The following is a 23165-nucleotide window of genomic DNA, read 5'->3' on the forward strand; positions in this document are numbered from 1 at the left end:
CCTCACTTGTAGAGTTTGATTTCGGAATTCGGCACGGGTTCGATCAGGCCCGCGAACTCGACGTCGAGGCGCGCGCCGCCGCTGAAATCGGCCTTCATCGTCATGAAGAATTTGCCGATGCCCACAGCATCCATGGCGCCGCACGAGGCCGGCCCCACGGGTGCCGTGCGGCAGTCGACCAGCACCACGTTGAGGATGCGCCGGTTGTTGCGGCCCGGATGGGCAGCCGAGGGCGCCTGGAACGTGGGGCCGCTGGTCTGGTTGTACGGCGAAGGCGGCGTACTGGCAGGAAAGCTTGCGCCGGGGCTGACGGGGTAGCTGGCCGTGTCGAAGTAGGTCGCCTTGGCCGTGCTGTACATGGGGTTGGCATTGGCGTCCGCGACGCTATACGCCGTGCCGGCCTTGGCCGGGGTGGCGCCGTTGCTTTGGTAGGCAGGGCCGTAGGACCACAGCACGCCATAGCCGGCGAACTGCGCCTGGGCCGCCGTCACGGGCGTCGTGAAGGTCGGCGGCAGGCGGTAGTTCGGCTTGCTGCCGGACAGGCTGACCGACTGCTGGCTGGGCAGGGTGCTGGCGCCCGGTTCCATCCAGCCGGTGGGCGGCGAGTTGGCGGCGCTGGCGACGCAAGGCGATGAGCCGCCCTTGCAGGGATATTCCTTGATGTTGGTATCGGGGGGCGCCGTGGCGGGGTCGCACACGGATGGCCCGCTGTAATCGTCGAAGCGTGAATTGAGGGCCGCTGCGATCTTGCCGGCGCTCAAACCCGTGTTCGTGTAGACCTTGCCCGAGCCGCTGCTGACGACGGCGCTGCTGCCCGTGCACATGAACGGCGCGGTGGAATTGGCGCTGGAATGCGATGCGTCGCAAGCGCCAGGGGGCGCGTCGACAGGGTTGATCAGGTAGGGATCGGACGGGCCGCCCAGGGGATTGAGACCGAACAGGTTGTAGGTGACGCCGCGGCGGAAACCGAATTCCAGCAGTTCCGTCAGGCCCGTGCCGGCCGGCGCGGCCGGATACGTGTATTGCGCCGTCTTGTTGGCCGGATCGACGGCGCACACGCCGATCGGCGTGACGTCGTTGACGAAGCGGCCCGCCACCGCCACGCCCGAGGTGCTGGTGCTGGCGATGCCGGCGATGCCCATCAGGTAGGTGGCGAAGGTCTTGCTGCCCGTGTCGACGCGGATGAAGGTCTGGCCCTGGGGACTGGTGCGGGCGCTGGCGCCGGACGACCAGGGGCCATCCGGGCTGGGGCCGAAGCTGATGTTGGCGGCCGTCAGCGTCAGCGTGGTGGAAAAATCGTAGCGGTTCTTTTGCGCGATGGCAATGGCCTTGGCCTGCGCATTGTCGATGCCGGTGGCGCTTTGATTGAGTTCCACAGCGCCTGCCAGCGCCGAGCTGTCGGCGCCGTTCTGCAGCTCCGTCTTGGCGATGTACAGGTGGCCCAGGTCCAGCACCAGACCGCCCATGGCAAACAGCACCACCAGGGTCAGCCCCAGCACGATGGCGATCGCGCCCTGCTGCTTGTCGTGCCTGCGAAATGCGGTGTTCATGGCTGTCTCCTGGTGGCCTGGGGGGGGGTATCGCGGGACTGGCGCCTACTGGCGTCCGCCCACGCCGATGGTGAAGACATTCGGTTGCGGTTCCGGCGCCGCGAACGATTTCTGGTAGCGCTGGTAGGCGCTGGCGCCGGCCTTGCCGTCGATGCCGCTGACGGGGTTGGCATTGCGGTAGGCGTCCGGGTACATGATCTGTTGGGCCTTGAGCAGGGCCACCGATTCGCCGAAGTGCGAATCGAGCACGGGCGTGGTGGTGGCGGTGCAGCCGGCCAGCAGCGACAGCAAAGACAACAGGGCGGCGCAAGGCAGGCGATGTGCGGTTTTCATGGTGTTCTCCTATTTGAGGTCGAAGCCGGCGGCAGGCTGGGGCGCGGCCGCTTGCGGCGGCATGGGGGCCGCTGGTGCTGGTTCCTGTGCCGCTGCGGGCGCCGGCGCGCTGCCTTCCATTTTTCCCTGCATGAACATGTCGCCGCGCGTCGGCTGGATGTAGCCGTCGGTGGGCAGCTTGTAGTCGGGCGGCAGTGGCTTGACCAGGTGCGGCGTGATGATGAAGACCAGTTCCGAGCGGTCCGTCTGGAAGTCCGTGCTGCGGAACAGTGCGCCCAGCACGGGCACTTCGCCCAGGCCTGGCAGGGCCTTGATATTGCTGGTCACGTTGTTCTTGATCAAGCCGCCGATGGCGAAGCTCTGGCCGTCGAACAGCTGCACCGTGGTGGTGGCGCGCCGCGTCGTAAACGAAGGCAGGACGGCCGTGGCCGAGATGCCGGTGGCGGTGATGCCGATGCCGTCCTTGTTCAGGTCCGACACTTCCGGCGCCACCTTCAGGTTGATGCGTCCCCCTTCGAGCACGGTGGGCGTGAATTTCACGGCCACGCCGAACTCCTTCTCTTCCAGCGTGATGGTGGGCACGCCGCCATTGTTGGTCTGGCTGACGGGGATGAAGATTTTTCCGCCGGCCAGGAAGCTCGCCTCCTGGCCGCTGATGGCCATGATGTTCGGTTCGGCCAGCACCTTGATCAAACCATCGCGTTTTTGCGCGTCGAGGTTGAAGAAGTTATTCTTGCTGGCGCCGCTCAAGCCGCTGGGATTGTTGCTGAGCAGGCTCGACAGCAGCGAATATGACCAGCTGCCAATGGTCTTGTTGATGCCCAGGCTGGCGCCCAGCTGGTCGACCAGCACCTTCGACACTTCGGCCACCTTCACTTCCAGCATCACCTGTTGCGGCGCGGCGATCGACAGCAGGTTGATCACGCGCGGCATGCCCGCATCGGGCGCCGCTGCTGGAGCGGCGGCGCCCGCGGCTGGCGCGGCGCCCGAGGAGGCACCGCCGCTGCGGCTGCTGCGCTGCACATAGGCGTTGGCCAGCGACAGGGCCTGGTCGGCCTTGACGACATCGCTGACCATGCCCGACAGGATCAGGGTGTCGCCCGCTACCGTGACGTGGATCTTTTCGTTCGGCAGCAGCTCGGCCATGCGTGCCTGCAGGCTGCTGCTGTCGATGCCGACGGCCAGGTCGATGATGGTGGCGTCATTGCTCTTGTTCCACAGGATCAGGTTGGTGGTGCCGACGGAGCGCCCCAGCAGGTACACCTCGTTGGGGTTGAGCAGGATGACGTCGGCGATGCGCGGATCGCCGACGGACATGCGGCTGGCGGCGAACGGCAGGCGCATCAGGGTCGACTTGCCTTCGGCCAGGCTCATTTGCGGCGCCATCTCGGTGCGGCCGGCGCGCGATTCGCTTTGCGGCGGCGTGGACTTGGGACGGACGGCTGCCCGGCTGCTCCTGGCGGTGCCCGCTTCGGCGGCAACGGCGGTGGCGGTGGCGGCCGTGGCGGCGACTGGCTCGGCATGCGCCCGGGGCGCCAGGGCGCCGATGGCGGCGATGGCAAGCGCCAGGTGCAGGCCCCGGATGCCGCTTGCTGTGCGATATGTACTCATGGCTAGGCTCCTCTGGTGCAGGTTAGAATTGTTGGGAGCTGCGTTCCAGCCCCTTGATGACATCGACGCGGGGACCGGCCTGTGGCGCAGCTGCGGCTGCAGGACGGCGGCGGGGGAGCGGCTTGGCTTGCACCATGGCGGCGGGGGCTGCCATGGCGACTTTTTCATCGAGCAAACTGGACTTGGTGGCGCCTTCCGTGTTGACGGGCTTGTCCTCGACCTGGTTGCGCAGCACCAGCGACAGGGTGCCCACGCTGCGCGCCAGGTCGAGTTTTTCCGCCTGCTCCGGCGTCAGCTCCAGGGTCACGGCGTTGACCACCTTGGGTTTGGTGTCGTCGCGGCTCGATTCCTGGGCGATGGCCAGCACGAGGATGCGTTCGAGCACGATCTTGGAAATATTCGGATCGCGGTCCGGCGTCTTGCGCGCCCCTTCGCCTTGGGTGTTGACGAGGATGTCGACGAAGTTGCCGGGCAGGGCGAAGCCGGCCACGCCCACCACATCGTTGACGCGCACGGTCATGGCACGCTTGCCCTCGGCGACGACGGCCGACAGGCCGCCTTGCGTGCCGGGAGGCGCCAGCTTGCCTTCCATGATCGGTTCGCCGTGCTGGATGCTGGTGCGCGTGACGCGCGTTTCCAGCAGTTTCGGATCGTTGATGGCCCCTGGCGGCAGTGCGTTCGATGGCCAGTCCACCATGCGCACCATGTCGGGTGTGAGGCGCGCCCCCAGGCTGATGTCGACCTGGGCCACGGCCACCTTGTTGATGTTGCCCGAGGCTTGGGCATTGATCCAGCGCGCGGCCACGATGACCGCGGCGAACGCCAGGATGACCGCAATGGCCATCATCGTCAGTGCGCGTGCGTTTCTCATTTTGCTTCCCCTTTGTGCTGGACCGCTGCCGGTCCGTTATGTGTGCTTGCAAGGTCGTCATCGCTGCCGAAATAGTTTTTCCATGCCCACAGCAGCACTTCCGGATTCAGTTGCGCCGCGTGGTCTTCATAGCGCGCCTGGTCGCACACCTGCGCCAGGATGTCGCGCGGATAGCAGGCCAGCAAGGGCCGCTGGTGCTGGTTGTGCAGGTGCAGCAGGTAGGTGTAGGAGGCTTCGTCGAAGTTGATGCCCAGCTGGGCGCAGGTGCTGCGGAACACGGCCAGGTAGTGGTAGGCGCTCAGGGGGCCCACGTGGATCTTGTAGCCGATGCGGCGCAGGAAGGAGTCGTCGGCCAGGTGCTGCGGCGCCAGGTTCGACGAGAACACGACGATGACGTCGAAGGGCACGGGGAATTTGTAGCCCGTGTGCAGCGACAGGTAATCGATGTGGCGTGCCATCGGCACGATCCAGCGGTTCATCAGCTCCACGGGCGAGCAGCGCTGGCGCCCCAGGTCGTCGATGATGAAGATGCCGTTGTTGGCCTTCAGGTGCGGCGGCGCCTGGTACAAGCGGGTGCCCTGGTCGAATTGCAGGTCCAGCATGTCGAGTGTCAGCTCGCCGCCCGTCAGCACCGCGGGGCGCTCGGCGCGCACCCAGCGCGGGTCGGATGGCACGGCGCCGCCGCGCGACAGGGTGTGCAGCATGGGGTCGAGGAAGGGCAGCACTTCGCCGTCGACCATCACGGCATGAGGCAGGGCGATGGCGCCGCTGAGCAGGCCGTTCAGGCGTTCGGCCAGGTAGCTCTTGCCGCTGCCGGCGGGGCCGTGGAAGAACAGGGCGCGCCCGGAATTCATGGCCGCGCCCAGCTGGTCGAGCACGGCCGAACTGGCCACCACGTCGCGGAACTGGCGCTGCACGTCGTCACGCGTGACCTGCATGTCGGCCACGCTTTGCGCCAGCACCTGGTTGCTGTAGTCGGCCAGGGTGACGGGGGCGGGACCGCTGTAGGCATTGCGGCGCATGTATTCGGCGGCACGCAGGCGGCCCTGGTCGCCCAGCAGGTAATACAGGTCGGCGTCGGTGCCGTTGCCGCCGTTGCGGCGCGCTTCGCACAGTTTTTCGGCGCGCATGAAGGTGAGCAGCGGTTCGAGCACGCCGGCGCCCAGTTTTACGTGCGTCGACAGGGCGGGCAGGCCGATCTGGCCGCGCAGGAAGAGTATCTTGACCAGCAGTTCGACCAGGAACAGGAAGGGCAATCCCGTTTCCTCGACCGTGCGTGGCGCGCGCCGGGCCGCCGGCTCGATGCCGCCGCCGTCGCTGCGTTCTGGATAAGTGTCAGGCATGATGGATACTCCTCGCTTGGGTGGCCGGTGATCAGAAAATGAAGGGCAGCAGGCGGTACTTCACCTGGCGCATGTAGACGCGATAGCGCACGTCGGTGGACAGGAAGCGTTCTTCGCGCAGCAAACGCGCCACCAGCATCAGCATGGCCAGCACGTACACGGCGCCATTCGCGGGCGAGGTATTGGCCAGCAGGTAGCCGCTCAGGGAAATCAGGTAGCTGGCATACAGCGGATGGCGCACCACGCGGTAGGCACCGCCCGTCTTGATCTCGCGCTGCGCCGCCACCAGGCCGAAGCTGCGGTTCAGCGACAGCAGGCCGGCGATCTGCAGCAGGCTGCCGACGGCCAGCAGGTAGCGCGCGCCGGGCCAGATGGCCATGTCGGCGGGCGACAGCAGGAAGGGCGCGAAGGTGGCGCCGATGGCCAGCAGCCAGTCGCCCGCATCGGTGGAGACGCTGACGGGGGCCGAGCGCACGACGAAGAACAGGGCAGCCAGGGTTTCGGCGGCGCAGAACAGCAAATAGCTCCAGTCGCCGCCGTGCAGGTAGCCCACCACGTGGGCACTGGCGAAGAACGTCCACAGGCAAGCCATGGCGATGCTGGTGAACAGGCTGGCGTGGCGCGAGTGGCAGAGGGTGGCGAGGGTGTGCATGGTCGGATCCTGTGGTGGCTGGTCGTCGGAGCGGCGCGTTTCAGCGCAGGCTCCACAGATGGTTGTATTGCAGGAACACCTGCAGCGCGGTGCCGCTGGCAATGGCGTAGGCGTAGGCCAGCTTGCCTGTGGCTGGCGGCGGTTCGGCGATCGTGGCGGCGCCGCCGGCAAGGCTGTGCAGCAGCGCACCCAGCATCATGTGGTAGGTGTTGCGCAGCACCAGGCGCAGGCGGCGGCCTGCCAGCGCGGCGGCCAGGGCCAGCACGCCGCCGCACAGGAAGGTCAGCAGGGCCGCTTCCAGCACTGCATCGGGACCGAGGAAGGCGCCGCACATGGCCATCAATTTGACGTCGCCGGCGCCCAGGGCGCGCAGCAGGTACATGGGCAGCAGCAGGGCCAGTCCGGCAGCGGCGCCGGCCAGTGCCTGCAGCAGTCCCAGGCCGCCGAAGGCGGCGTCGAACAGGCCGGCGCCGGACGGCACGAAGCTGTTCAGGATCAGTCCCGCCAAGGTGCCCCACAGCACCAGCAGGTTGGGGATGCGGCGCGTGCGCAGGTCGTGCCACAGCGCGGCAGCGAGCAGGGTGCCCAGCACGGCCAGGCACAGCAGCATGGGCAGGCGGGCGCTCATGATGTCAGTCCTCCCTTGCTCATGCAGGGCGCCGTGGTCATGTGCATGTTGGGGGCTGGGGCCTGGCTGCCCAGCAGCCGTCCCACCAGCTGCCACACCAGCGCCGCGCCGGCCGCACCCACATAGCCGTCGAGCGCATAGTGCCAACCGAGGTGGATGGAGCCAAGCAGGATCAGCACGGCGAAGGCGGACAGGGCGAGTCCGGCGGCGCGGCTGACTTTCCAGCCCATGATCGCCATCAGCACGGCCGTGGCCACATGCATGCTGGGCATGGCGGAGATGCCCAGTTCGCCGTTCGTGCCCTTGCTTTGATAGCCTTGCCACAGCATGTCCTGCACTTGCAGGGCCCAGACAGGGACGTGCTGGTTGGCGTCATGCAGGTAGGCCATCAGCGGCGCATACGGGTCGCTGGCGTGCAGGTGGCCGTAGTAGCAGGGGCCGACCGAGGCAAACAGCACGGCCAGTATGCTGCCCAGGGCGATCCAGGTCAGCGCAAAGCTGAGCAGGAACTGCATGCGCAGCAGCGGGCGGCGCGTGTCGAGGATGAGCCAGTACAGGATGGCGTAGAACAGGAAGAACCAGAAGTGGTAGCTGAAGTTGAGCAGGCCCGTGACGAGCGGGTGGCCCAGCAGCGGCTGCAGCCTTTCCCATGGGGCCTTGCCGCCATGCAGCGCGATGTCCCAGGCGGACAGGCTGGCATCCCAGGTGTACGGATGCAGGCGGGGGATGGCGGCCTTGAAGACGGTGAAGCTGGAGGCGAAGACGGGGATCAGCAGCATGGCCGGCAGCGCGTGCAGCAGGCGCTCGTTGCTCAGGTAGCTGCGCAGATCGTGGTACAGATAGTGGCACAGGCGGTGCGGGCGTTTCACCACCATGACGTGGATGGTGTAGCCGCACAGGATGAAGACGGGACCCGTGAGGATGGCCACGAGGAAGCCGGCCAGCACGTTGAGGGTATCCGAGGCGCTGGGCAGGCCGCCGGCCAGCAGTGCCGCCGCGGCGGCATACAGCAGCACGATCAGCAGCAGGGCGCGGTGGGTGCGCAGCGAGGCGCGCAGGGTATTCATGACAGGGCCAGGACCACTTGGTCCTTGACGTAGACAAACAGCAGCCGGACCTGGTCACCGAGCAGGGTGATCGTGATCACCAGCACTGCCGCGATCAGGCTCGCCAGCAGCGCGTACTCGATCGCCGTGACGGCGGACTCGTCGGATAAACGGCTGAAGAGAGATTTCACGATGGGCCTCTGATAGGTGAGCAGGAGAAATGAGCCTGTGGCGTTGACCTGGCGGTAACCGGACTGGCGACGTGCCAGCCCGGAGTACCGTGTTCAGGCGGCAGCGGTGTTGGCGGAGGTGAGCTTGGTGCCGATGGTGCTGAAGGTTTTTTTCAGCTGCGTGCCGACGATGGTGACGGCAGCGATGATCACGACGGCAATCAGGGCGGCGATCAGGCCATACTCGATTGCGGTGACGCCATCTTCTTCGCGGATAAAGTTTTTGATGAGGTTCATGACAACTCCTGGTGGTGGTTAAGGTACAGCGGTGGGTAAAACGGCATGGCAGCGTGCTTTCTGGCGCACTCATGGACTTTCGCCCAGTGCCAGCAGTCCGATGATGCAGACCACCGCCATGAGGGCCGCCACCAGGGCATAGCGGTAGAACGCAGCCTTTTCCTTGCCCTGCAAATAGGTGATCAGGGCTGTCGGAAGAAACTTGTCAAAGCGCATGCTGTGCTCCGTGTTGTGGTGGGCCGCGCGGTGATTTGCACTCCGGTAAATCCACTATAGAAGTCGGCACCTTGATCTACATCAGAAGAACATCCTTTTATTGCGGGGAGGAACTGCTTGTTTTTTTCGTGACAATTGTCATGCTTGAGTTTGGCGCGGCGAGGCCGCGCCGGTGGCGGGCGAAGGGGGCGGCGGGGAGGAAGGGCGCGGCCGTGCGGTGGCCGTGCAGGGGGATGGCGGCGTCAGGCGCCGGGCGGCAATTGGCCCAGCTGGTGCTTGGTGGCGTAGGCGTACAGTTCCAGGCGGTTGTACACGCCCAGCTTGCGGTAGATCGACGTCAGGTGATTGCGCAAGGTGTGTTCGGAGATAAACAGCTGGTCGGCCAGCAGCTTGGCCGGCGTGCCGCTGCCGTGCACCAGCGCGGCGATGATCTTTCTTTCCTTGAGGGTCAGGCTGGCGACGGCGATGGCTTGCGCCGAGCCGCCGCCGGGCTGGGTCAGCTGCGTCAGCATGCGTCCCAGCATCGCGTGTTCCAGCCACAGTTCGCCCTGGTAGACCTTTTCGATGGCCTTCAGGACCATCTCCGCCGGCGCATCCTTGCTGACGATGCCGCGCGCGCCTTTCAGTACCGTCTGGTCCAGGATGGCCTGGTCGTGGCTGGCCGTCAGCACCAGCACGCGCGTGCCGCCGCATTGCGCCAGCGCGGGCAGGATGGCCAGCGAGCTGATGCCGCCCAGGTCCAGGTCCAGCACGATCACATCCGGTTGCAGCGCCTTCGCCTGCTCCAGCGCCTCGGCGCTGTCGGACGCCGTGGCGACCACGCGCATGCCCGAGTGCTCGCCGCCGATCAGCCGCTCCAGGCCCCACAGCATGGTCTTGTGATCGTCCACCAGCATGACGCTGATGACATGTCCGGTCGGTGGCATGTGGCGTAAGTCATTCATATGGGGATCTCGATCTGTACGGAGGTGTTGCCCAGCATGCCATGCGTGACGCGGGCGGTGCCGCCGAGGGCGGCGGCGCGCTCGGCCAGCGAGTCGGGCAGGAAATCGGGGACGTGCGCGGCGGCGCATTCGTTGTCGATGCTGATGTGCAGCGCGCCCTGCACGCAGGTCAGCTTGACGGCGCCATGGCGCGCCGACGTATGCTTGCGGATATTGCTCATGCCTTCGTTGACGATCTGGAACACCTCGGCCGCCAGGCGGTCGTTGATGTGCAGGTCGCCTTCGATGTGCAGGGCGATGTCGATGCCATAGAATTCGCGGATCTGCGTGGCCTGGCGGCGCAGCGCGACCAGCAGTTCCGGCTCGCTTTGCACCTGGCCGTTCTTGAACGTGCGCGCATAGCTGCGCAGGTCGGTGATCACCTGGCCCGACATGATGATCAGTTTTTCCAGTTCGGGCAGCAGCGGGTTGCCCGGCGTGGCTTCGTTGCGCAGGGCGGCCAGGCCATGGCGCAAGCCGATATATGGCTGCACCGCCGTGTCATGCAGGTCGCGCGCGATCTTTTCGCGCTCGCGCGAGGCCGCCTGCGACGCCAGGCGGTCGAGCAGGTCGATGTTTTCAATGACGGGAAACGCCTGCGCGCCTATATGGCTGAGAAACAGGGCGTCCGTCTTGCTCATGCTGGTGGCGGACACGATGAAGATGCGGCCTTTGCCATTGCGCAAGGGCAGCGGCGCGCTGATGAAGGCGTGTGCCTCGAGCAGTTCGGCCAGGCGGGCGCCTGCCGCGTCGTCATGCCGCAGCCAGCGCCCGCTGTCGGGTTCGAGCATGCGCGCGCCGCCGGTCCACGGCAGCCAGCGCCCGGCGGGCTGGTTGTACAGGGCGATCTTGTCATAGGGGAAAGCGAGCAGGGGGCTGGCCGCGTCGTCGCTGAGGAGCGAACTCGTATGCACGACGCCCGTGCCAGTATGAATCACGCTGCGCAGCGACCAGACCCGCGTGCCCTTGTCCTGCATGATCAGCAGGCAACTGCGGCCGTTGAAATAACTGCGGGTCTTTTCCAGCACCGAGGTGATGGTCTGGTCGACGCCGAAGCGGGGATTGGATAGCTGGCTGACATCGCGCAGCAGCGCCAGGTGGCTGCGCTGGGTGATGGCCGAGCCACCCCAGTAGGCGATCATGTAGCCGAGCGCCAGCAGGAAGGTGGTGCGCAGCAGCAGGCGCGACAGTTCCGCATCCGTTTCGCCGAACAGGGCGGTGGCGGCAAACAGGCCGGCCGAGGCCAGGGTGACGCGCGCGCCTTCCTCGAAGCCCCGCTGGAACGACGAGGTGAGGATGGCAAAGAAAAAAAACAGGAAGAATAAATTGTTGTGGCTGCTGGTGGAAAACACGATCAGCGCATACCAGGCCACGTCCAGCCAGTACAGCAGTATATCTTCCGGCAAGCTAAGGCCCAGGACGGCCAGCACATACAGCAGCAGGCTGTGCATGGTGTAGGCGGAAAAGATCAGCCAGGTGATCTTGGTCAGCTTGCCGGCGCTTTCGGGGTCGATGAACAGGGTCAGCAAGGTGGCGCTCGACAGCAGCAGGCGCATGCCGTTCACCATGGTCGTATCCATGCCGGCGCCCGGCAAGCCGGATCTGAGGGGAGGATCGAGATTCACAAGCGCTCCTGGCCATGTCCCGCATGGGTGGGCCATGCGCAGGGATAGATACCACAGATAAATTCTTGTTGTTGTTGCTGCAATCAGTAACGAGTCTACGCACACGCCGTAAAGATGTCTACAGGAATCCTTTGCCTTGTGTTGCTTTTTTTATAGCGGCTGCACCATCACGCGGTTGCGCCCGGCGCCCTTGGCCAGGTACAGGGCGCGGTCGGCGGCGCCGATCAGGGCGGAGATGGCCAGCGGCTGCTGCGGTTGTTGCGTGGCGATGCCGATGCTGACCGTGATGTGCTTGACCTCATTGCCCGTCTTGGCATGCGGAATGCGCAGGTCGGCCGCATGCTGGCGGATCGCCTCGGCCATGCGCAGCGCCTGCGCCGCGTCCGTGTCGGGCAGGATGGCGGCAAACTCTTCGCCGCCATAGCGGGCCAGCAAGTCGGTCGGGCGCTGCAGCATGGCGGCCAGTTCGGCCGCCACGCGGATCAGGCAATCGTCGCCCTGCTGGTGGCCGTAATGGTCGTTGTAGTCCTTGAAATGGTCGATGTCGATCATCAGCAGCGACAGCGGGCTGCTGGTGCGCATGGCGCGCCGCATTTCCTTCTCGATCGCCACGTCGAAGTGGCGGCGGTTGGCGATGCCCGTCAAGCCGTCGGAAAAGGTTTGCGAGCGCAAGACCATGGTCTGTTCGCGCAGCAGCTTTTCGCGTCCCACGGCGATGGTGACATCATTGATCTGGATCAGGCAGTGGCGCGGCGAACCGGGTAAATTGATCGGCGTGACGGCGATGGCTTGCTGCATGCGTTCCTCGCCATCGCTGCCGCCCGTGGCCGCGCCATGCGTGTACAGCGCAAACGGTGCCTTGTGCAGGGTTTGCGACAGCAGCGACTGGAAATTGTCGCGCAGGGCCTGGGTGATGGCCGAATCGATGCGCTTGTGCCGCATTTCCGGGAAGACGGCGAAGAAATCCTGGCCCAGCACGGCGTCGGCCGGGTGGGCCGAGTGGCGCGCCATCCAGCGGTTCCACAGCACGATGCGGTGCTCCTCATCGAGCACGATGGCGCCCAGGTTCACGGCGCCGAGTATGCTATCGAGCAGGGCGAGTCGGTGCAAGGCATCCGGCATGATCGTCACGCCTGTCCCAGCACCTTGGCCAGGTAGCGGCTGACTTGCTGTTTCAGATCGTGCAGGGCGGACAGGTCGAGCACGAAGGCCACATAGCCATGGATCTGGTGCTTGGACAGCACGAAGTCGATATGCAGCATCAGCACGACGGCCTCGTCATCCTGGCCGCCGAACGAGGACAGGATTTCCGCGCTGGTGCCCACGTGGTACAGGGGCAGCGAACCGTGCAGTTCGCTGTCGAACAGGTTGGCCAGGGTCCCCACGCAGGAGTTGAGGATGATGTTGCCGATCTCGCTCATCGCCTCCTGTTCCATCTCCGTCAGTTCCTGCAGCGGCATGGCGTCGCCCACCATCAGGCGCACGATTTCCAGGCTCTTGTCTTCCGGGAACATCAGGATGGCTTCGGTGGCAAACGCGCCATCGTAATGCTGGCTGACGCCGCAGATGCGTTCGCCATCCTTCTTGCTGCCCAGCAAGGCGGCCGCGTCGGCACGGTTCAGGAAGGTGATCGACGGCACCGACATGGTGACTTCTTCATTCACGATCTCGCTCATGGCCGCCGCCGCGTGGCCCACCCCGATGTTGAATATCTCTACCAGGGCGTCGTTCTCGAGTTCGGAGAGATTGATCATGCTCACAGTCCCAGTGATTCGATCAGTTGGTGGATGCGCGTTTCCGTGATCGGTTTTTCCATGAAGCCGACTTTCATTTCGCTGGCGCGGTTGCGGGTGGCGTTCTGCACATTGGCCGTGACGAGAATGATGTGCGTCTGCGGGCACAGCGCGCGCAATTGCTCCGCGGCCGCGATGCCGCCCATGCCGGGCATGTTGACATCCAGTAGTATCAGCACAGGGGTGACGGTCTTGACTTTTTCCAGGGCTTCCTCACCCGTCGTCGCCTCAATCACTTGCCAGTCGGCGTGTTTGCTGAGGATGAATTGATGCGACATCAAACGTGAAACCCGGCTGTCATCGACAACAAGTACCTGTTTACTGTGAGTCATGTGCTATTCCTGAAACGTCATATCGGTGTATCGTTTCATTTTCGCATATTTTAGAGGGCATAGAGTGTAATTGGGTGCGCAATTGCCCTAGGGCAAGGTTTTCCCGTTTAGCTGTTGTATCGCGTCTTCTCGTCGGTCATGATGGCCGGTTGGCCAGGCTGGCAATCCGTTAAAATAGCGCCATTCCTCACTTTAGCCTGAATGCCATGACCCAAGACGAATTGAAACAAGCCGTAGCCCGTGCCGCCATCGCCTATGTGGTGGAGGGTGAAATCATCGGTGTCGGCACCGGTTCCACCGCCAACTTTTTCATCGATGAACTGGCCAAGATCAAGGACAGCATCAAGGGCACGGTCGCGTCGTCCGAAGCGACGGCCGCGCGCCTGGCAGGCCATGGCATTCCCGTCTTCGACCTGAACGATGTTGAATCGATCGCCGTCTACATCGACGGCGCCGATGAAATCACGGCCAGCGGCGCCATGATCAAGGGCGGCGGCGCTGCATTGACGCGTGAAAAGATTGTTGCTTCCGTAGCGAAACAGTTCGTCTGCATCGCCGACGGCTCCAAGCTCGTCGATACCCTGGGTGCCTTCCCGCTGCCGGTGGAAGTGGTGCCGATGGCCCGCGCCGCCGTCTCGCGCCAGCTGGCCGCGCTGGGCGGCACGCCCCGTTTGCGCCTGAAGGCCGGCAGCACGGAAGCGTTCATTACCGACAATGGCGGCGAAATCATCGACGTGCTGGGCTTGCAGATCGCCGACCCGGTGGCGCTGGAACAGCAGATCAACCAGATCGTCGGCGTCATTGCCGTCGGCCTGTTCGCCGTGCGCGGCGCGAATGTCTGCCTGCTGGGCATGCCGGAAGGCGTGCGTACTCTGGCATATTAAGGTGATAGCCGGTGCTTGCCGGCTTCCACACCTGTCTTACACGGCGGCCCCTTGCGGGCCGCTTGTCATATGTGCCTGGCGGTACACGGCCACGGTGCGCAGCAAGCCGCCGAGGAAGATGCCGCTGAAGCAGCCATAGGCGAGGCAGACGGGCACGTTGAAGCCGGGCGCTTGGGCATAGGCCGGGGCGATGGCCAGGGTCACGGCGACCGCATATTTCATGCAGAAAATGCTCATCATCAGGACCAGCGGTACCCAGCTGCCGGGACGCTGCACGCTGCCCCGCGCGGGAATGGCCACGATGGCGTCTGTCCTGGTCAACGACCATGCCAGCACCGCGCCGGCCAGGGCGCCTGCTGCCCAGGCGAACGGCGCCACACCGGCCAGGCCGAAGCTGCCATGTACGCCGCTCAGCGACAGGGCCAGCATGACCAGGGGAATGATGCACAGCTTGCGCAAAGTCACTTCGCGTGCGCGGCTGGCCAGCACGCCCCGGTACACGAGAAAGCCCAGGATGGCCCAGACGTAGAGGGGAGTGTGGCTGAAGATTTGCTGCAACATGGTGTCCGCCTTGGAATGAGGTTGTCGATGGACGTACTGTGCCAGCCGGCGGCGTGGGCGGCGAGCGGTGTGCGACGAAACGGGGAGGCAGTGCCGTGAAACGGCGGGGGAGGGCGTGAAACGCAGGTGCAGCGAAGGTGAAACTGCCCGTGACGTGGTCACGGGCAAGCGGTAACACTTATTCCGTTGGCGGCACGTAACCCATGGCCGCATCGGCGCCATCGCCGAAGAAATGTTTTTCCATCTGCGTGGCCAGGTATTTGCGGGCGCGCGCGTCGGCCAGGTTCAGCCGGTTCTCATTGACCAGCATGGTCTGGTGCTTGAGCCAGGCAGCCCACGCTTCCTTCGACACGGATTCGTAAATTTTCTTGCCCAGTTCGCCCGGGTACGGCGGGAAATCCAGTCCTTCGGCTTCCTTGTTGAGTTTGATGCAGTGGATCGTGCGGGCCATCTGTGCTCCTGAATCAGTGTAGAGATAAAGCGTGATTATAAGGCACTTTGCGCCTGCCCTCGCGGGGCCGTCGCGGCCTGGCGACACGCCGTTTGCCGTGCCCTTGCGCTGGATCAAATTTGATCTGCGCCGCCCTAGCTAGTAAGATGCCTTATCGCGCCAGCCGCTGGCTGCGCCTCTTCCAACCCAGTAGTAACAATTAACCAATATGGAATCCCCTATGGCCTCAGTGAAAGTCAATGGCATCGATGTCAGCAATGAAGGCAGCTTTGTGCTGTTTGGCGGCATTAATGTGCTCGAATCGCGTGATCTTGCCATGCGCGCCTGCGAAGAATATGTGCGCGTGACGCAAAAACTGGGCATTCCCTATGTGTTCAAGGCCAGTTTCGACAAAGCCAACCGCTCCTCGATCCATTCCTATCGCGGTCCGGGCCTGGAAGAAGGCATGCGCATCTTCCAGGACGTCAAGACGGCGTTCGGCGTGCCCGTGATTACCGACGTGCATGAGCCATGGCAGGCGCAGCAGGTGGCCGAAGTGGTCGACGTGCTGCAATTGCCCGCCTTCCTGGCGCGCCAGACGGACCTCGTCGTGGCCCTGGCGAAAACCGGTAAAGTGATCAACATCAAGAAGCCGCAATTCCTCAGCCCTGGCCAGATGGCCAATATCGTCGAAAAATTCAAGGAAGCGGGCAATGATCAATTGATCCTGTGCGACCGCGGCACCTGCCTCGGCTACGACAACCTGGTGGTCGACATGCTGGGCTTTGGCGTCATGAAGAAAACCTGCGACGACCTGCCCATCATCTTCGACGTCACGCATGCGCTGCAGCAGCGCGACCCCGGCGGCGCCGCGTCGGGCGGCCGCCGCCAGCAGGTGGCGGACCTGGCCCGCGCCGGCCTGGCCGTCGGCATTGCCGGCCTGTTCCTGGAAGCCCATCCTGATCCCGACAACGCCCGCTGCGACGGCCCCAGCGCCTTGCCGCTGGATCAGCTGGAGCCATTCCTGGCGCAATTGAAGGCACTCGATGACCTGGTCAAATCGTTTGCGCCGCTGAATATCAAGTAATGATATTTTAGTAAAGAAAAAGCCCGGCATGCCGGGCTTTTTCAGTTTTTAGAGTGTCTTGATCAACACTTGGGATTTGCGCTGCCAGTTATACATATGCTGGCGGTCCTTCGGCAAATCGTCGACGGTGGCCGGCACGAAGCCGCGTTTCTTGAACCAGTGCGAGGTACGCGTGGTCAGCACGAACAGCTTGTTCAGGCCGGCGGCGCGCGCGCGGTTTTCCATGTGTTTCAGGATGCGTTCGCCGTCGCCCTGGGCTTGCACTTCCGGGTTGACCGTCAGGCATGCCATTTCCGCCATCTTTTGCGCGGGGAATGGGTACAGGGCGGCGCAGCCGAAGATCACGCCATCATGCTCGATGACGGAGAAATAATCGATTTCGCGTTCGATCAGCTCGCGGCCCCGCTTGACTAAAGTGCCGTCCGCTTCCAGCGGTTCGATCAGTTTGATGATGCCGCCCACGTCTTCGATGGTGGCCTGGCGCAAGCTTTCCAGGTTTTCATGGCTGATCATGGTGCCCACGCCATCATGGGTAAACAATTCCAGCAGGGCCGAGCCATCCATCGAGAAGGGCACGATGTGCGAGCGCTCGACGCCGTTGTGGCATGCCTTGACGCAATGTTTCAGGTAAAACGCCGTGGCGTCCGGCAAGAAGCCCGCCATCAGCACGGCTTCGGCCTGGTGCGACGACAGTTCGCGGATTTCCACGCCCGTGGCGTCTTCCATCATCGGTGTTTCGGTAATGAAAATCAGTTTATCTGCGTGCAGGGCGATGGCGGCGCTGCAGGCCACGTCTTCCATGGTCAGGTTGAATGCTTCGCCGGTCGGCGAAAAGCCCAGCGGCGAGAGCAGCACCAGGCCGTCCGAACCGAGGATGGAATGGATGGTTTCGGCATCGACCTTGCGCGTGATGCCCGTCAGTTCCAGGTCCACGCCATCGATCACGCCCAGCGGGCGCGCCGTGATGAAGTTGCCGGAAATGATACGGATGGCTGCATGCGACATGGGCGTGTTCGGCAAGCCCTGGCTGAACGCGGCCTCGATATCGAGGCGCAGCTCGCCGGCGGCTTCCTTCGCGCATTCCAGCGCGGCGATGTCGGTGATGCGCACGCCATTGTGGAAGCGGCCTTCGACGTTACGCAAGGCCAGCTGTTCCGCCACCTGCGGCCGCGAGCCGTAGACGACGGTGACATTGATGTCCAGCGCATGCAGCAGGGACAAATCATGGGCCAGCACCTGCAGCGCCCCGGCGCTGACGAGTTCACCGGGGAAGGCGACCACGAAGGTCTTGCCGCGAAAGGCGTGGATGTAGGGCGCGACTGAGCGCAGCCATTGGACGAATTGGGTAGGGTTTTCCATTAAGCGCATTATAATTCGCTGCGCGATGTGCGCGCTTAAAATACCTGTAAAAAACAATGTCTTCAGCCAGCAATAAGTCTTCCCCTCCTTCCAACGTTGCAAATGTGCCCGCCAGCGGGGATGTTTCCGCGCCTGCAGGCACGCCTGCGCAGGGCCGCCAGCGCCCGCCCGTGAGCCAGCAAAGGCCGCAGGCGCCGCGCGCGGAGCAGCCGAAAGTACAACAGCGGCAGCAACAGCAGCAGCGATCGGCAGAGGGCAAGCCCCAGGCCGCGCGCCCGCCGCGCGAGGGGCAGGAAAGCCGCGAGAGCCGTGACGCAGCCCGCGCCGCGCGCGAGGCGGAAAAGGCCTTCCGCAATCCGCTGCCGCCGATTACGTATCCGGAAGACTTGCCCGTCTCGGGCCGGCGCGCGGAAATCGCCAAGGCCCTGATGGAAAACCAGGTCATCATCGTCTCGGGCGAGACGGGTTCCGGCAAGACGACGCAGTTGCCGAAGATTTGCCTGGAACTGGGACGGGGCCAGAAGGGCATGATCGGCCACACGCAGCCGCGGCGTATCGCCGCCTCGTCGACGGCCAAGCGCATCGCGCAGGAGCTCGGTACGCCGCTGGGCGAAACGGTGGGCTTCAAGGTGCGCTTTACCGATACCCTGAGCCGTGGCGCGTCCGTCAAGCTGATGACGGACGGTATCTTGCTGGCCGAGACGCAGACCGACCCGTTGTTGAAAAACTACGACACCATCATCATCGATGAAGCGCACGAACGCAGCCTGAACATCGATTTCCTGCTTGGCTACCTGAAACAGCTGCTGCCGCGCCGGCCTGACCTGAAAATCATCATCACCTCGGCCACCATCGATGCGGAACGCTTCTCGCGCCATTTCGGCACACCGGAAAAACCGGCGCCCGTGATCGAAGTGTCGGGCCGCCTGTACCAGGTGGAAGTGCGCTACCGTCCCGTCGAGCGCGAGCAGGTGGCCATGCCTGGTTCGGGCGCGAACGCCGACAAGCCGGGCCAGCGCACGGCCGCAGCGCGCGAAAAGCGCGACTTGATGGATGCCGTCGTCGATGGCGTGGAAGAACTGTGCCGCATCGGTTCGGGCGATGTGCTGGTGTTCTTGCCGGGCGAGCGCGAAATCCGCGACTGCGCCGAAGCGCTGCGCAAGCACCATCCGCCGCACGTGGAAATCCTGCCCCTGTTCGCCCGTTTGTCGGCCGAGGAACAGGAGCGCGTCTTCAAGACCAGCAATGCGCGCCGCATCGTGCTGGCCACCAACGTGGCGGAAACCTCGCTGACCGTGCCCGGCATCCGCTACGTGGTCGACGCGGGTCTGGCGCGGGTGAAACGCTACAGCTATCGCAACAAGGTCGAGCAACTGCAGGTCGAGCCGATCGCCCAGTCGGCCGCCAACCAGCGCGCCGGCCGTTGCGGCCGCGTGGCCGATGGCGTGTGCATCCGCCTGTACGAAGAGCAGGATTATTTGCTGCGGCCGAAGTTTACCGAACCGGAAATCCTGCGCTCCTCGCTGGCGGCCGTCATCCTGCGCATGAAATCCCTGCACCTGACGGACGTGGAAACCTTCCCCTTCATCGAGCCGCCGCTGGCGCGCGCGGTGGCCGACGGTTATCAATTGCTGCAGGAACTCGGTGCCGTCGATGAGGTCAACAAACTCACGCCGCTGGGCAACAAGCTGGCCAAGCTGCCGTTGGACCCGCGCGTGGGCCGCATGATCCTGGCCGCGCTCGATAACGCGTGTCTGACGGAAGTGCTGATCGTTGCTTCCGCGTTGTCCGTGCAGGATCCGCGCGACCGCCCGATGGAACACCAGCAGGCGGCTGACGAGGCGCACAAGAAGTTTGCCGATGAAAAATCGGAATTCCTCAGCTATCTGAAAATCTGGCGCTGGTTCGAATCGGCCATCGAGCACAAGAAAACCAACCGCCAGCTGCAGGATAATTGCCGCACGAATTTCCTGTCGCAGATGCGCTTGCGCGAATGGCGCGACGTGCATTCGCAGTTGCTGACCATCGTCAAGGAACAGGGCTGGCGCCTGAACGAAGCGCCGGCCACCTATGATAATCTGCACATGGCTTTGCTGACCGGTTTGCTGGGCAATATCGGCTTCAAGGGCGAGGACGAGCCGGGCGCCGGGTATCTGGGCGCGCGCGGCATCAAGTTCCACATCTGGCCCGGTTCCTCGCTGCTGAAAAAGCCGGGCAAGTGGATCATGGCGGCCGAACTGGTCGACACGACGCGCCTGTACGCGCGCTGCGTGGCGCAGATCCAGCCCGAGTGGCTGGAAAAGGTCGGCGAGCATTTGCTGAAGAAATCGTGGGGCGAACCGCGCTGGGAAAAACGCTCGGCGCAGGTGACGGCGTCCGAGCGGGCGACCTTGTATGGGCTGGTGGTGTACAGCCAGCGCCGCATCAACTACGGCAATTTCAACTTGCCGGAAGCGCGTGAAATCTTCATCCGCGACGCTCTCGTCGGCGGCGATTTCGACACGCGCGCACCGTTCTTTGCGCACAACCATAAATTGATCAAGGACATCGAAAACCTCGAACACAAGTCACGCCGCCTGGACGTGCTGGTCGACGATGAACTGATCGCCGCTTTCTACGATAAATTGCTGCCGGCGGACGTGTGCAATGGCGCCGGTTTCGAGAAATGGCATAAAGAGGCCATACGCGAAAACCCGAAGCTGCTGTATCTGAACCGCGAAGAGCTGATGCGCCACGAGGCGGCCGGCGTGACAACGGACCTGTTCCCGAAAACCATGTCCGTGACGGGCCTGGAAATGGGCCTCACGTACCACTTCGAGCCGGGCAGCGTGCGCGATGGCGTGACCTTGAGCGTGCCCCTGTATGCGCTGAACCAGTTGCCGCGCGAGCGCTGCGAATGGCTGGTGCCGGGCATGCTGAAAGAAAAAGTGCATCTGCTATTAAAATCGTTGCCGCAAAAGCTGCGCCGCCACTGCGTGCCGCTGCCCGATTACGCAGCGAAATTTTGCGAGCGCATGCATGAGGCGGGCGTGTTTGGCCGCGGCGATCTGATCGACGCCATCATCCTCGATATCCGCACGCAGATCACGATCAATGTGCTGACGACGGATTTCAAGCCGGAAACCCTGCCTGCCCATCACTTCATGAATTTCAAGGTGATCGATGAGCACGGCCGTCAGCTGGACATGGGCCGCAACCTGGCCACCCTGCAAGCGGAATTCGGCGGCCAGGCGCGCCAGAGCTTCCAGAAACTGGCCGAAGTGTCGGGCGTGTCCGGTACGGGCACGCCCGGTGCCAAGGTGGCGGGCGCGCAAGTGGCGTCGCGGCTGCAGGCGCAAGCGCAGGGCGCCGCCGCCAATGCGGCGGCAGGCAAGGGCGGTGCGCCAGCCAAGGGCACAGCCGCTGCCGCGCCGGCATCGCCGAATGCCACCGTCTCGCAACACATGGGCTTGACGGCCTGGACCTTCGGCGAATTGCCGGAATTGCTCGAAATCGTGCAAGGCAAGCTGACCCTGATCGGCTTCCCCGCCCTGGTCGACAAGGGCACGCATTGCGACCTGGAAGTATTTGACGATCCGACCGTGGCCGCCCGCACGCACAAGATCGGTTTGCGCCGTTTGTTCGCGCTGCAAATGAAGGAGCAGATCAAATACGTCGAGAAAAGCATTCCCGGCCTGCAGCAGATGGGCATGCAATTCATGGCCCTCGGTTCGCAGGAAGAGCTGCGCGAGCAAATCATCAACAAGGCGCTCGACATCGCCTGCCTGCAAGATCCGCTGCCGCTGGACGCCGCCTCGTTTGCCAAGCGCCAGACGGAGGGCAAGTCGCGGTTGGTTCTGTTGGTGAACGAAATTGCCCGCCTGCTGTCGCAAGTGCTGACGGAATTCCACGGCTTGCCGAAGCGGCTACAAAATATTCCCGCAGCGGCGGCCACCGATATCCAGGCGCAGCTGCAGGGCCTCGTGCATAAACGTTTCCTGACGGAAAACGAGTACACGCAGCTGGCGCATTTCCCCCGCTATTTGAAGGCGATCAATGTGCGCCTGGAAAAACTGCGGGCCGACCCCGCGCGCGATATCAAGCTGATGGCCGAATGGCAATCGGCCGCCGCGCCGTATCTGCGCCAGACCAAGGACCGCCAGGCCGGCAAGAACACGGATCCGAAACTGGTCGACTTCCGCTGGATGCTGGAAGAGCTGCGCGTGTCGCTGTTTGCGCAGGAATTACGGACGCCGATGCCGGTGTCTGCCAAGCGCCTGCAGAAAGTATGGGAGTCGATGCAGCGGTGATGGCACCTCTATAAACCTACTGCGCAGCTCACTATCGCGTCGGCGTTGCTCACCGTACTAGAGTACGGTTGCGCTACTCAACGCGATATTGAACTTGCTCGCTATGGTTTCTAGAGGCGCCTGACGCTAACGATGGGCAGCAACATGCTCCGCTAATCCATCCTACCCGACCTACGTTCCACCTGATCTCTCAAGTGCGCTTGTTGAGATCATCATCATCGCCGAGCGCTGAGCGCGAGCCGCCCTGGCTGCTGCCCGTGCCGGCGCGGCTGCCGCTCATGGAGGTGCCGGACAGGCTGCCTTCGCTGCCCGCTTGCAGGCTGGCGCCGCTGCGCAGGTCGCTGCCGGATGGCATGCGGCTGCCTGCCATGGCGCCGCTGCCGTAGCGCGTGCCGCTGCCATAGAACGCTTCCATCTGCAGGTTCCACGCTTCGCTACCCATGTCGGGCCAGTTGTTCTTGTCGAAGCCGGGGGCATCCTTCAGCAGGTCCTTGTCGACGTTGAGCAGGAAGCGCTTGTTGACGGTGTCCAGGGTCAGGCGCTCCCAGGGCACGGCAAACAGCTTGTCGCCCATGCCCAGCATGCCGCCGAAGGACAGCACGGCATAGGCGATCTGGCCGGTGCGCATGTCGAGCATGATTTCCTTGATGTCGCCCAGCTCCTCGTCGTTGTGATTGTAGACATCGTCCCCGATCAGGGTATCTGCCCCCATCAGGGCCGGCCCCGGGCCGTCGTGGTTGCGGTACATGCCCAGGATATCGCGGTCCAGATAGCTCATGGTGTTCTCTCCTCGTGTGAAGTGCTGATCGAACATCCAGAGTAAGCATACGCCCCAGGTCACGCTTGATCTGCCTCAATGGTGCTAAGTAACCCCCAATAAATTATTATGATTTCTGACTTCCATAACCGGCGCTCTGCGGCGTTGCCCGCTGCTAGCAGTGCTCGCACTGCGTCGCAGTGGGCGCCTTGCATAGCATCCGGTTCTGTTCGTTATAAATTCACAATAATTTCCTGAGGATTACTTAGCGGCACTTTATCGGTGTGCAACCGTACGGTGTGGTCAGCCAATTGCGGTACTCTATGCGTTCTACGGAGGAGGCCGCAC

General features: G+C 63.7%; 23 protein-coding genes. 3 read left to right on the plus strand and 20 right to left on the minus strand.

Annotation, left to right across the window (positions count from 1 at the left end; all coding sequences use genetic code 11):
• Window positions 1-2: 2 nt before the first annotated feature.
• The 16 genes from CSQ93_RS16915 to CSQ93_RS16985 all read right to left on the minus strand — a co-directional run bounded on the left by CSQ93_RS16915 (window position 3) and on the right by CSQ93_RS16985 (window position 13450).
• Complete coding sequence (locus CSQ93_RS16915; RefSeq protein ID WP_099379049.1) at window positions 3-1550, minus strand: Tad domain-containing protein; 1548 nt, start codon at window positions 1548-1550, stop codon at window positions 3-5.
• 45 nt (window positions 1551-1595) lie between these two features.
• Window positions 1596-1883: a hypothetical protein gene (locus tag CSQ93_RS16920; RefSeq protein WP_035821256.1), complete on the minus strand. Its 288-nt coding sequence runs from the start codon at window positions 1881-1883 to the stop codon at window positions 1596-1598.
• A 9-nt stretch (window positions 1884-1892) separates the two neighbouring features.
• Window positions 1893-3494 (minus strand): type II and III secretion system protein family protein, encoded by a 1602-nt coding sequence (locus CSQ93_RS16925; protein WP_099379050.1) that lies wholly within the window; start codon window positions 3492-3494, stop codon window positions 1893-1895.
• A gap of 22 nt (window positions 3495-3516) precedes the next feature.
• The gene (cpaB, locus tag CSQ93_RS16930) at window positions 3517-4365 is read right to left on the minus strand and encodes a Flp pilus assembly protein CpaB (protein ID WP_077407723.1); all 849 of its coding nucleotides are present in this window, start codon (window positions 4363-4365) and stop codon (window positions 3517-3519) included.
• Window positions 4362-5708: an ATP-binding protein gene (locus CSQ93_RS16935; protein ID WP_199534438.1), complete on the minus strand. Its 1347-nt coding sequence runs from the start codon at window positions 5706-5708 to the stop codon at window positions 4362-4364. Before CSQ93_RS16935 ends, cpaB begins: the two co-directional genes overlap by 4 nt.
• 31 nt (window positions 5709-5739) lie before the next feature.
• Window positions 5740-6360: a methyltransferase family protein gene (locus tag CSQ93_RS16940; RefSeq protein ID WP_099379051.1), complete on the minus strand. Its 621-nt coding sequence runs from the start codon at window positions 6358-6360 to the stop codon at window positions 5740-5742.
• Window positions 6361-6400: 40 nt separating this feature from the next.
• Window positions 6401-6988 carry a prepilin peptidase gene (locus CSQ93_RS16945; protein ID WP_199534439.1) on the minus strand — a complete coding sequence of 196 codons (588 nt, stop codon included), beginning with the start codon at window positions 6986-6988 and terminating at the stop codon, window positions 6401-6403.
• On the minus strand, window positions 6985-8055 hold the full coding sequence (locus CSQ93_RS16950; protein WP_099379052.1) for a phosphatase PAP2 family protein: 1071 nt from the start codon (window positions 8053-8055) through the stop codon (window positions 6985-6987). The genes CSQ93_RS16945 and CSQ93_RS16950 overlap by 4 nt, the downstream gene beginning before the upstream one ends.
• Entirely contained in the window at window positions 8052-8225 is a 174-nt protein-coding gene (locus tag CSQ93_RS16955; RefSeq protein WP_081922552.1) for a Flp family type IVb pilin, read from the minus strand. The genes CSQ93_RS16950 and CSQ93_RS16955 overlap by 4 nt, the downstream gene beginning before the upstream one ends.
• A gap of 93 nt (window positions 8226-8318) precedes the next feature.
• Window positions 8319-8501 carry a Flp family type IVb pilin gene (locus tag CSQ93_RS16960; protein ID WP_035821247.1) on the minus strand — a complete coding sequence of 61 codons (183 nt, stop codon included), beginning with the start codon at window positions 8499-8501 and terminating at the stop codon, window positions 8319-8321.
• 69 nt (window positions 8502-8570) lie between these two features.
• A complete protein-coding gene (locus CSQ93_RS28915; protein WP_158300249.1) occupies window positions 8571-8717 on the minus strand; it encodes a hypothetical protein in 147 nt (48 codons plus the stop codon).
• 242 nt (window positions 8718-8959) lie between these two features.
• The gene (locus tag CSQ93_RS16965; protein WP_233516218.1) at window positions 8960-9661 is read right to left on the minus strand and encodes a response regulator; all 702 of its coding nucleotides are present in this window, start codon (window positions 9659-9661) and stop codon (window positions 8960-8962) included.
• The gene (locus tag CSQ93_RS16970; RefSeq protein WP_158301273.1) at window positions 9658-11325 is read right to left on the minus strand and encodes a sensor histidine kinase; all 1668 of its coding nucleotides are present in this window, start codon (window positions 11323-11325) and stop codon (window positions 9658-9660) included. Before CSQ93_RS16970 ends, CSQ93_RS16965 begins: the two co-directional genes overlap by 4 nt.
• Before the next feature lie 150 nt (window positions 11326-11475).
• The gene (locus CSQ93_RS16975; protein ID WP_099379054.1) at window positions 11476-12447 is read right to left on the minus strand and encodes a GGDEF domain-containing protein; all 972 of its coding nucleotides are present in this window, start codon (window positions 12445-12447) and stop codon (window positions 11476-11478) included.
• Between the two features lie 5 nt (window positions 12448-12452).
• Window positions 12453-13079: a chemotaxis protein CheC gene (locus tag CSQ93_RS16980; protein ID WP_099379055.1), complete on the minus strand. Its 627-nt coding sequence runs from the start codon at window positions 13077-13079 to the stop codon at window positions 12453-12455.
• 2 nt (window positions 13080-13081) lie between these two features.
• The gene (locus CSQ93_RS16985; protein WP_099379056.1) at window positions 13082-13450 is read right to left on the minus strand and encodes a response regulator; all 369 of its coding nucleotides are present in this window, start codon (window positions 13448-13450) and stop codon (window positions 13082-13084) included.
• Between the two features lie 206 nt (window positions 13451-13656).
• Between CSQ93_RS16985 and rpiA the strand changes: the two genes are divergently transcribed.
• Window positions 13657-14334, plus strand: coding sequence for a ribose-5-phosphate isomerase RpiA (gene rpiA / locus CSQ93_RS16990; protein WP_099379057.1), 678 nt, complete (start codon window positions 13657-13659; stop codon window positions 14332-14334).
• A gap of 36 nt (window positions 14335-14370) precedes the next feature.
• On the opposite strand, the gene CSQ93_RS16995 is transcribed toward rpiA, so the two are convergent.
• Both CSQ93_RS16995 and CSQ93_RS17000 read right to left on the minus strand, forming a co-directional pair.
• On the minus strand, window positions 14371-14895 hold the full coding sequence (locus CSQ93_RS16995) for a DUF6622 family protein (RefSeq protein ID WP_099379058.1): 525 nt from the start codon (window positions 14893-14895) through the stop codon (window positions 14371-14373).
• A 178-nt stretch (window positions 14896-15073) separates the two neighbouring features.
• Complete coding sequence (locus CSQ93_RS17000; protein ID WP_034750797.1) at window positions 15074-15346, minus strand: oxidative damage protection protein; 273 nt, start codon at window positions 15344-15346, stop codon at window positions 15074-15076.
• Between the two features lie 220 nt (window positions 15347-15566).
• On the opposite strand from CSQ93_RS17000, the gene kdsA reads away from it, so the two are divergent.
• Window positions 15567-16412: a 3-deoxy-8-phosphooctulonate synthase gene (gene kdsA, locus CSQ93_RS17005; RefSeq protein ID WP_099379059.1), complete on the plus strand. Its 846-nt coding sequence runs from the start codon at window positions 15567-15569 to the stop codon at window positions 16410-16412.
• A gap of 48 nt (window positions 16413-16460) precedes the next feature.
• Here the strand turns inward: kdsA and argA are convergent, their stop codons facing one another.
• Window positions 16461-17771: an amino-acid N-acetyltransferase gene (gene argA / locus CSQ93_RS17010; RefSeq protein ID WP_046685875.1), complete on the minus strand. Its 1311-nt coding sequence runs from the start codon at window positions 17769-17771 to the stop codon at window positions 16461-16463.
• Window positions 17772-17827: 56 nt separating this feature from the next.
• On the opposite strand from argA, the gene hrpA reads away from it, so the two are divergent.
• Complete coding sequence (gene hrpA, locus CSQ93_RS17015; protein ID WP_099379060.1) at window positions 17828-22060, plus strand: ATP-dependent RNA helicase HrpA; 4233 nt, start codon at window positions 17828-17830, stop codon at window positions 22058-22060.
• A 190-nt stretch (window positions 22061-22250) separates the two neighbouring features.
• Here the strand turns inward: hrpA and CSQ93_RS17020 are convergent, their stop codons facing one another.
• Entirely contained in the window at window positions 22251-22838 is a 588-nt protein-coding gene (locus CSQ93_RS17020) for a PRC-barrel domain-containing protein (RefSeq protein WP_099379061.1), read from the minus strand.
• Window positions 22839-23165 lie beyond the last annotated feature (327 nt).

The organism is Janthinobacterium sp. BJB426 (assembly GCF_002735705.1).
GTDB lineage: Bacteria > Pseudomonadota > Gammaproteobacteria > Burkholderiales > Burkholderiaceae_D > Janthinobacterium.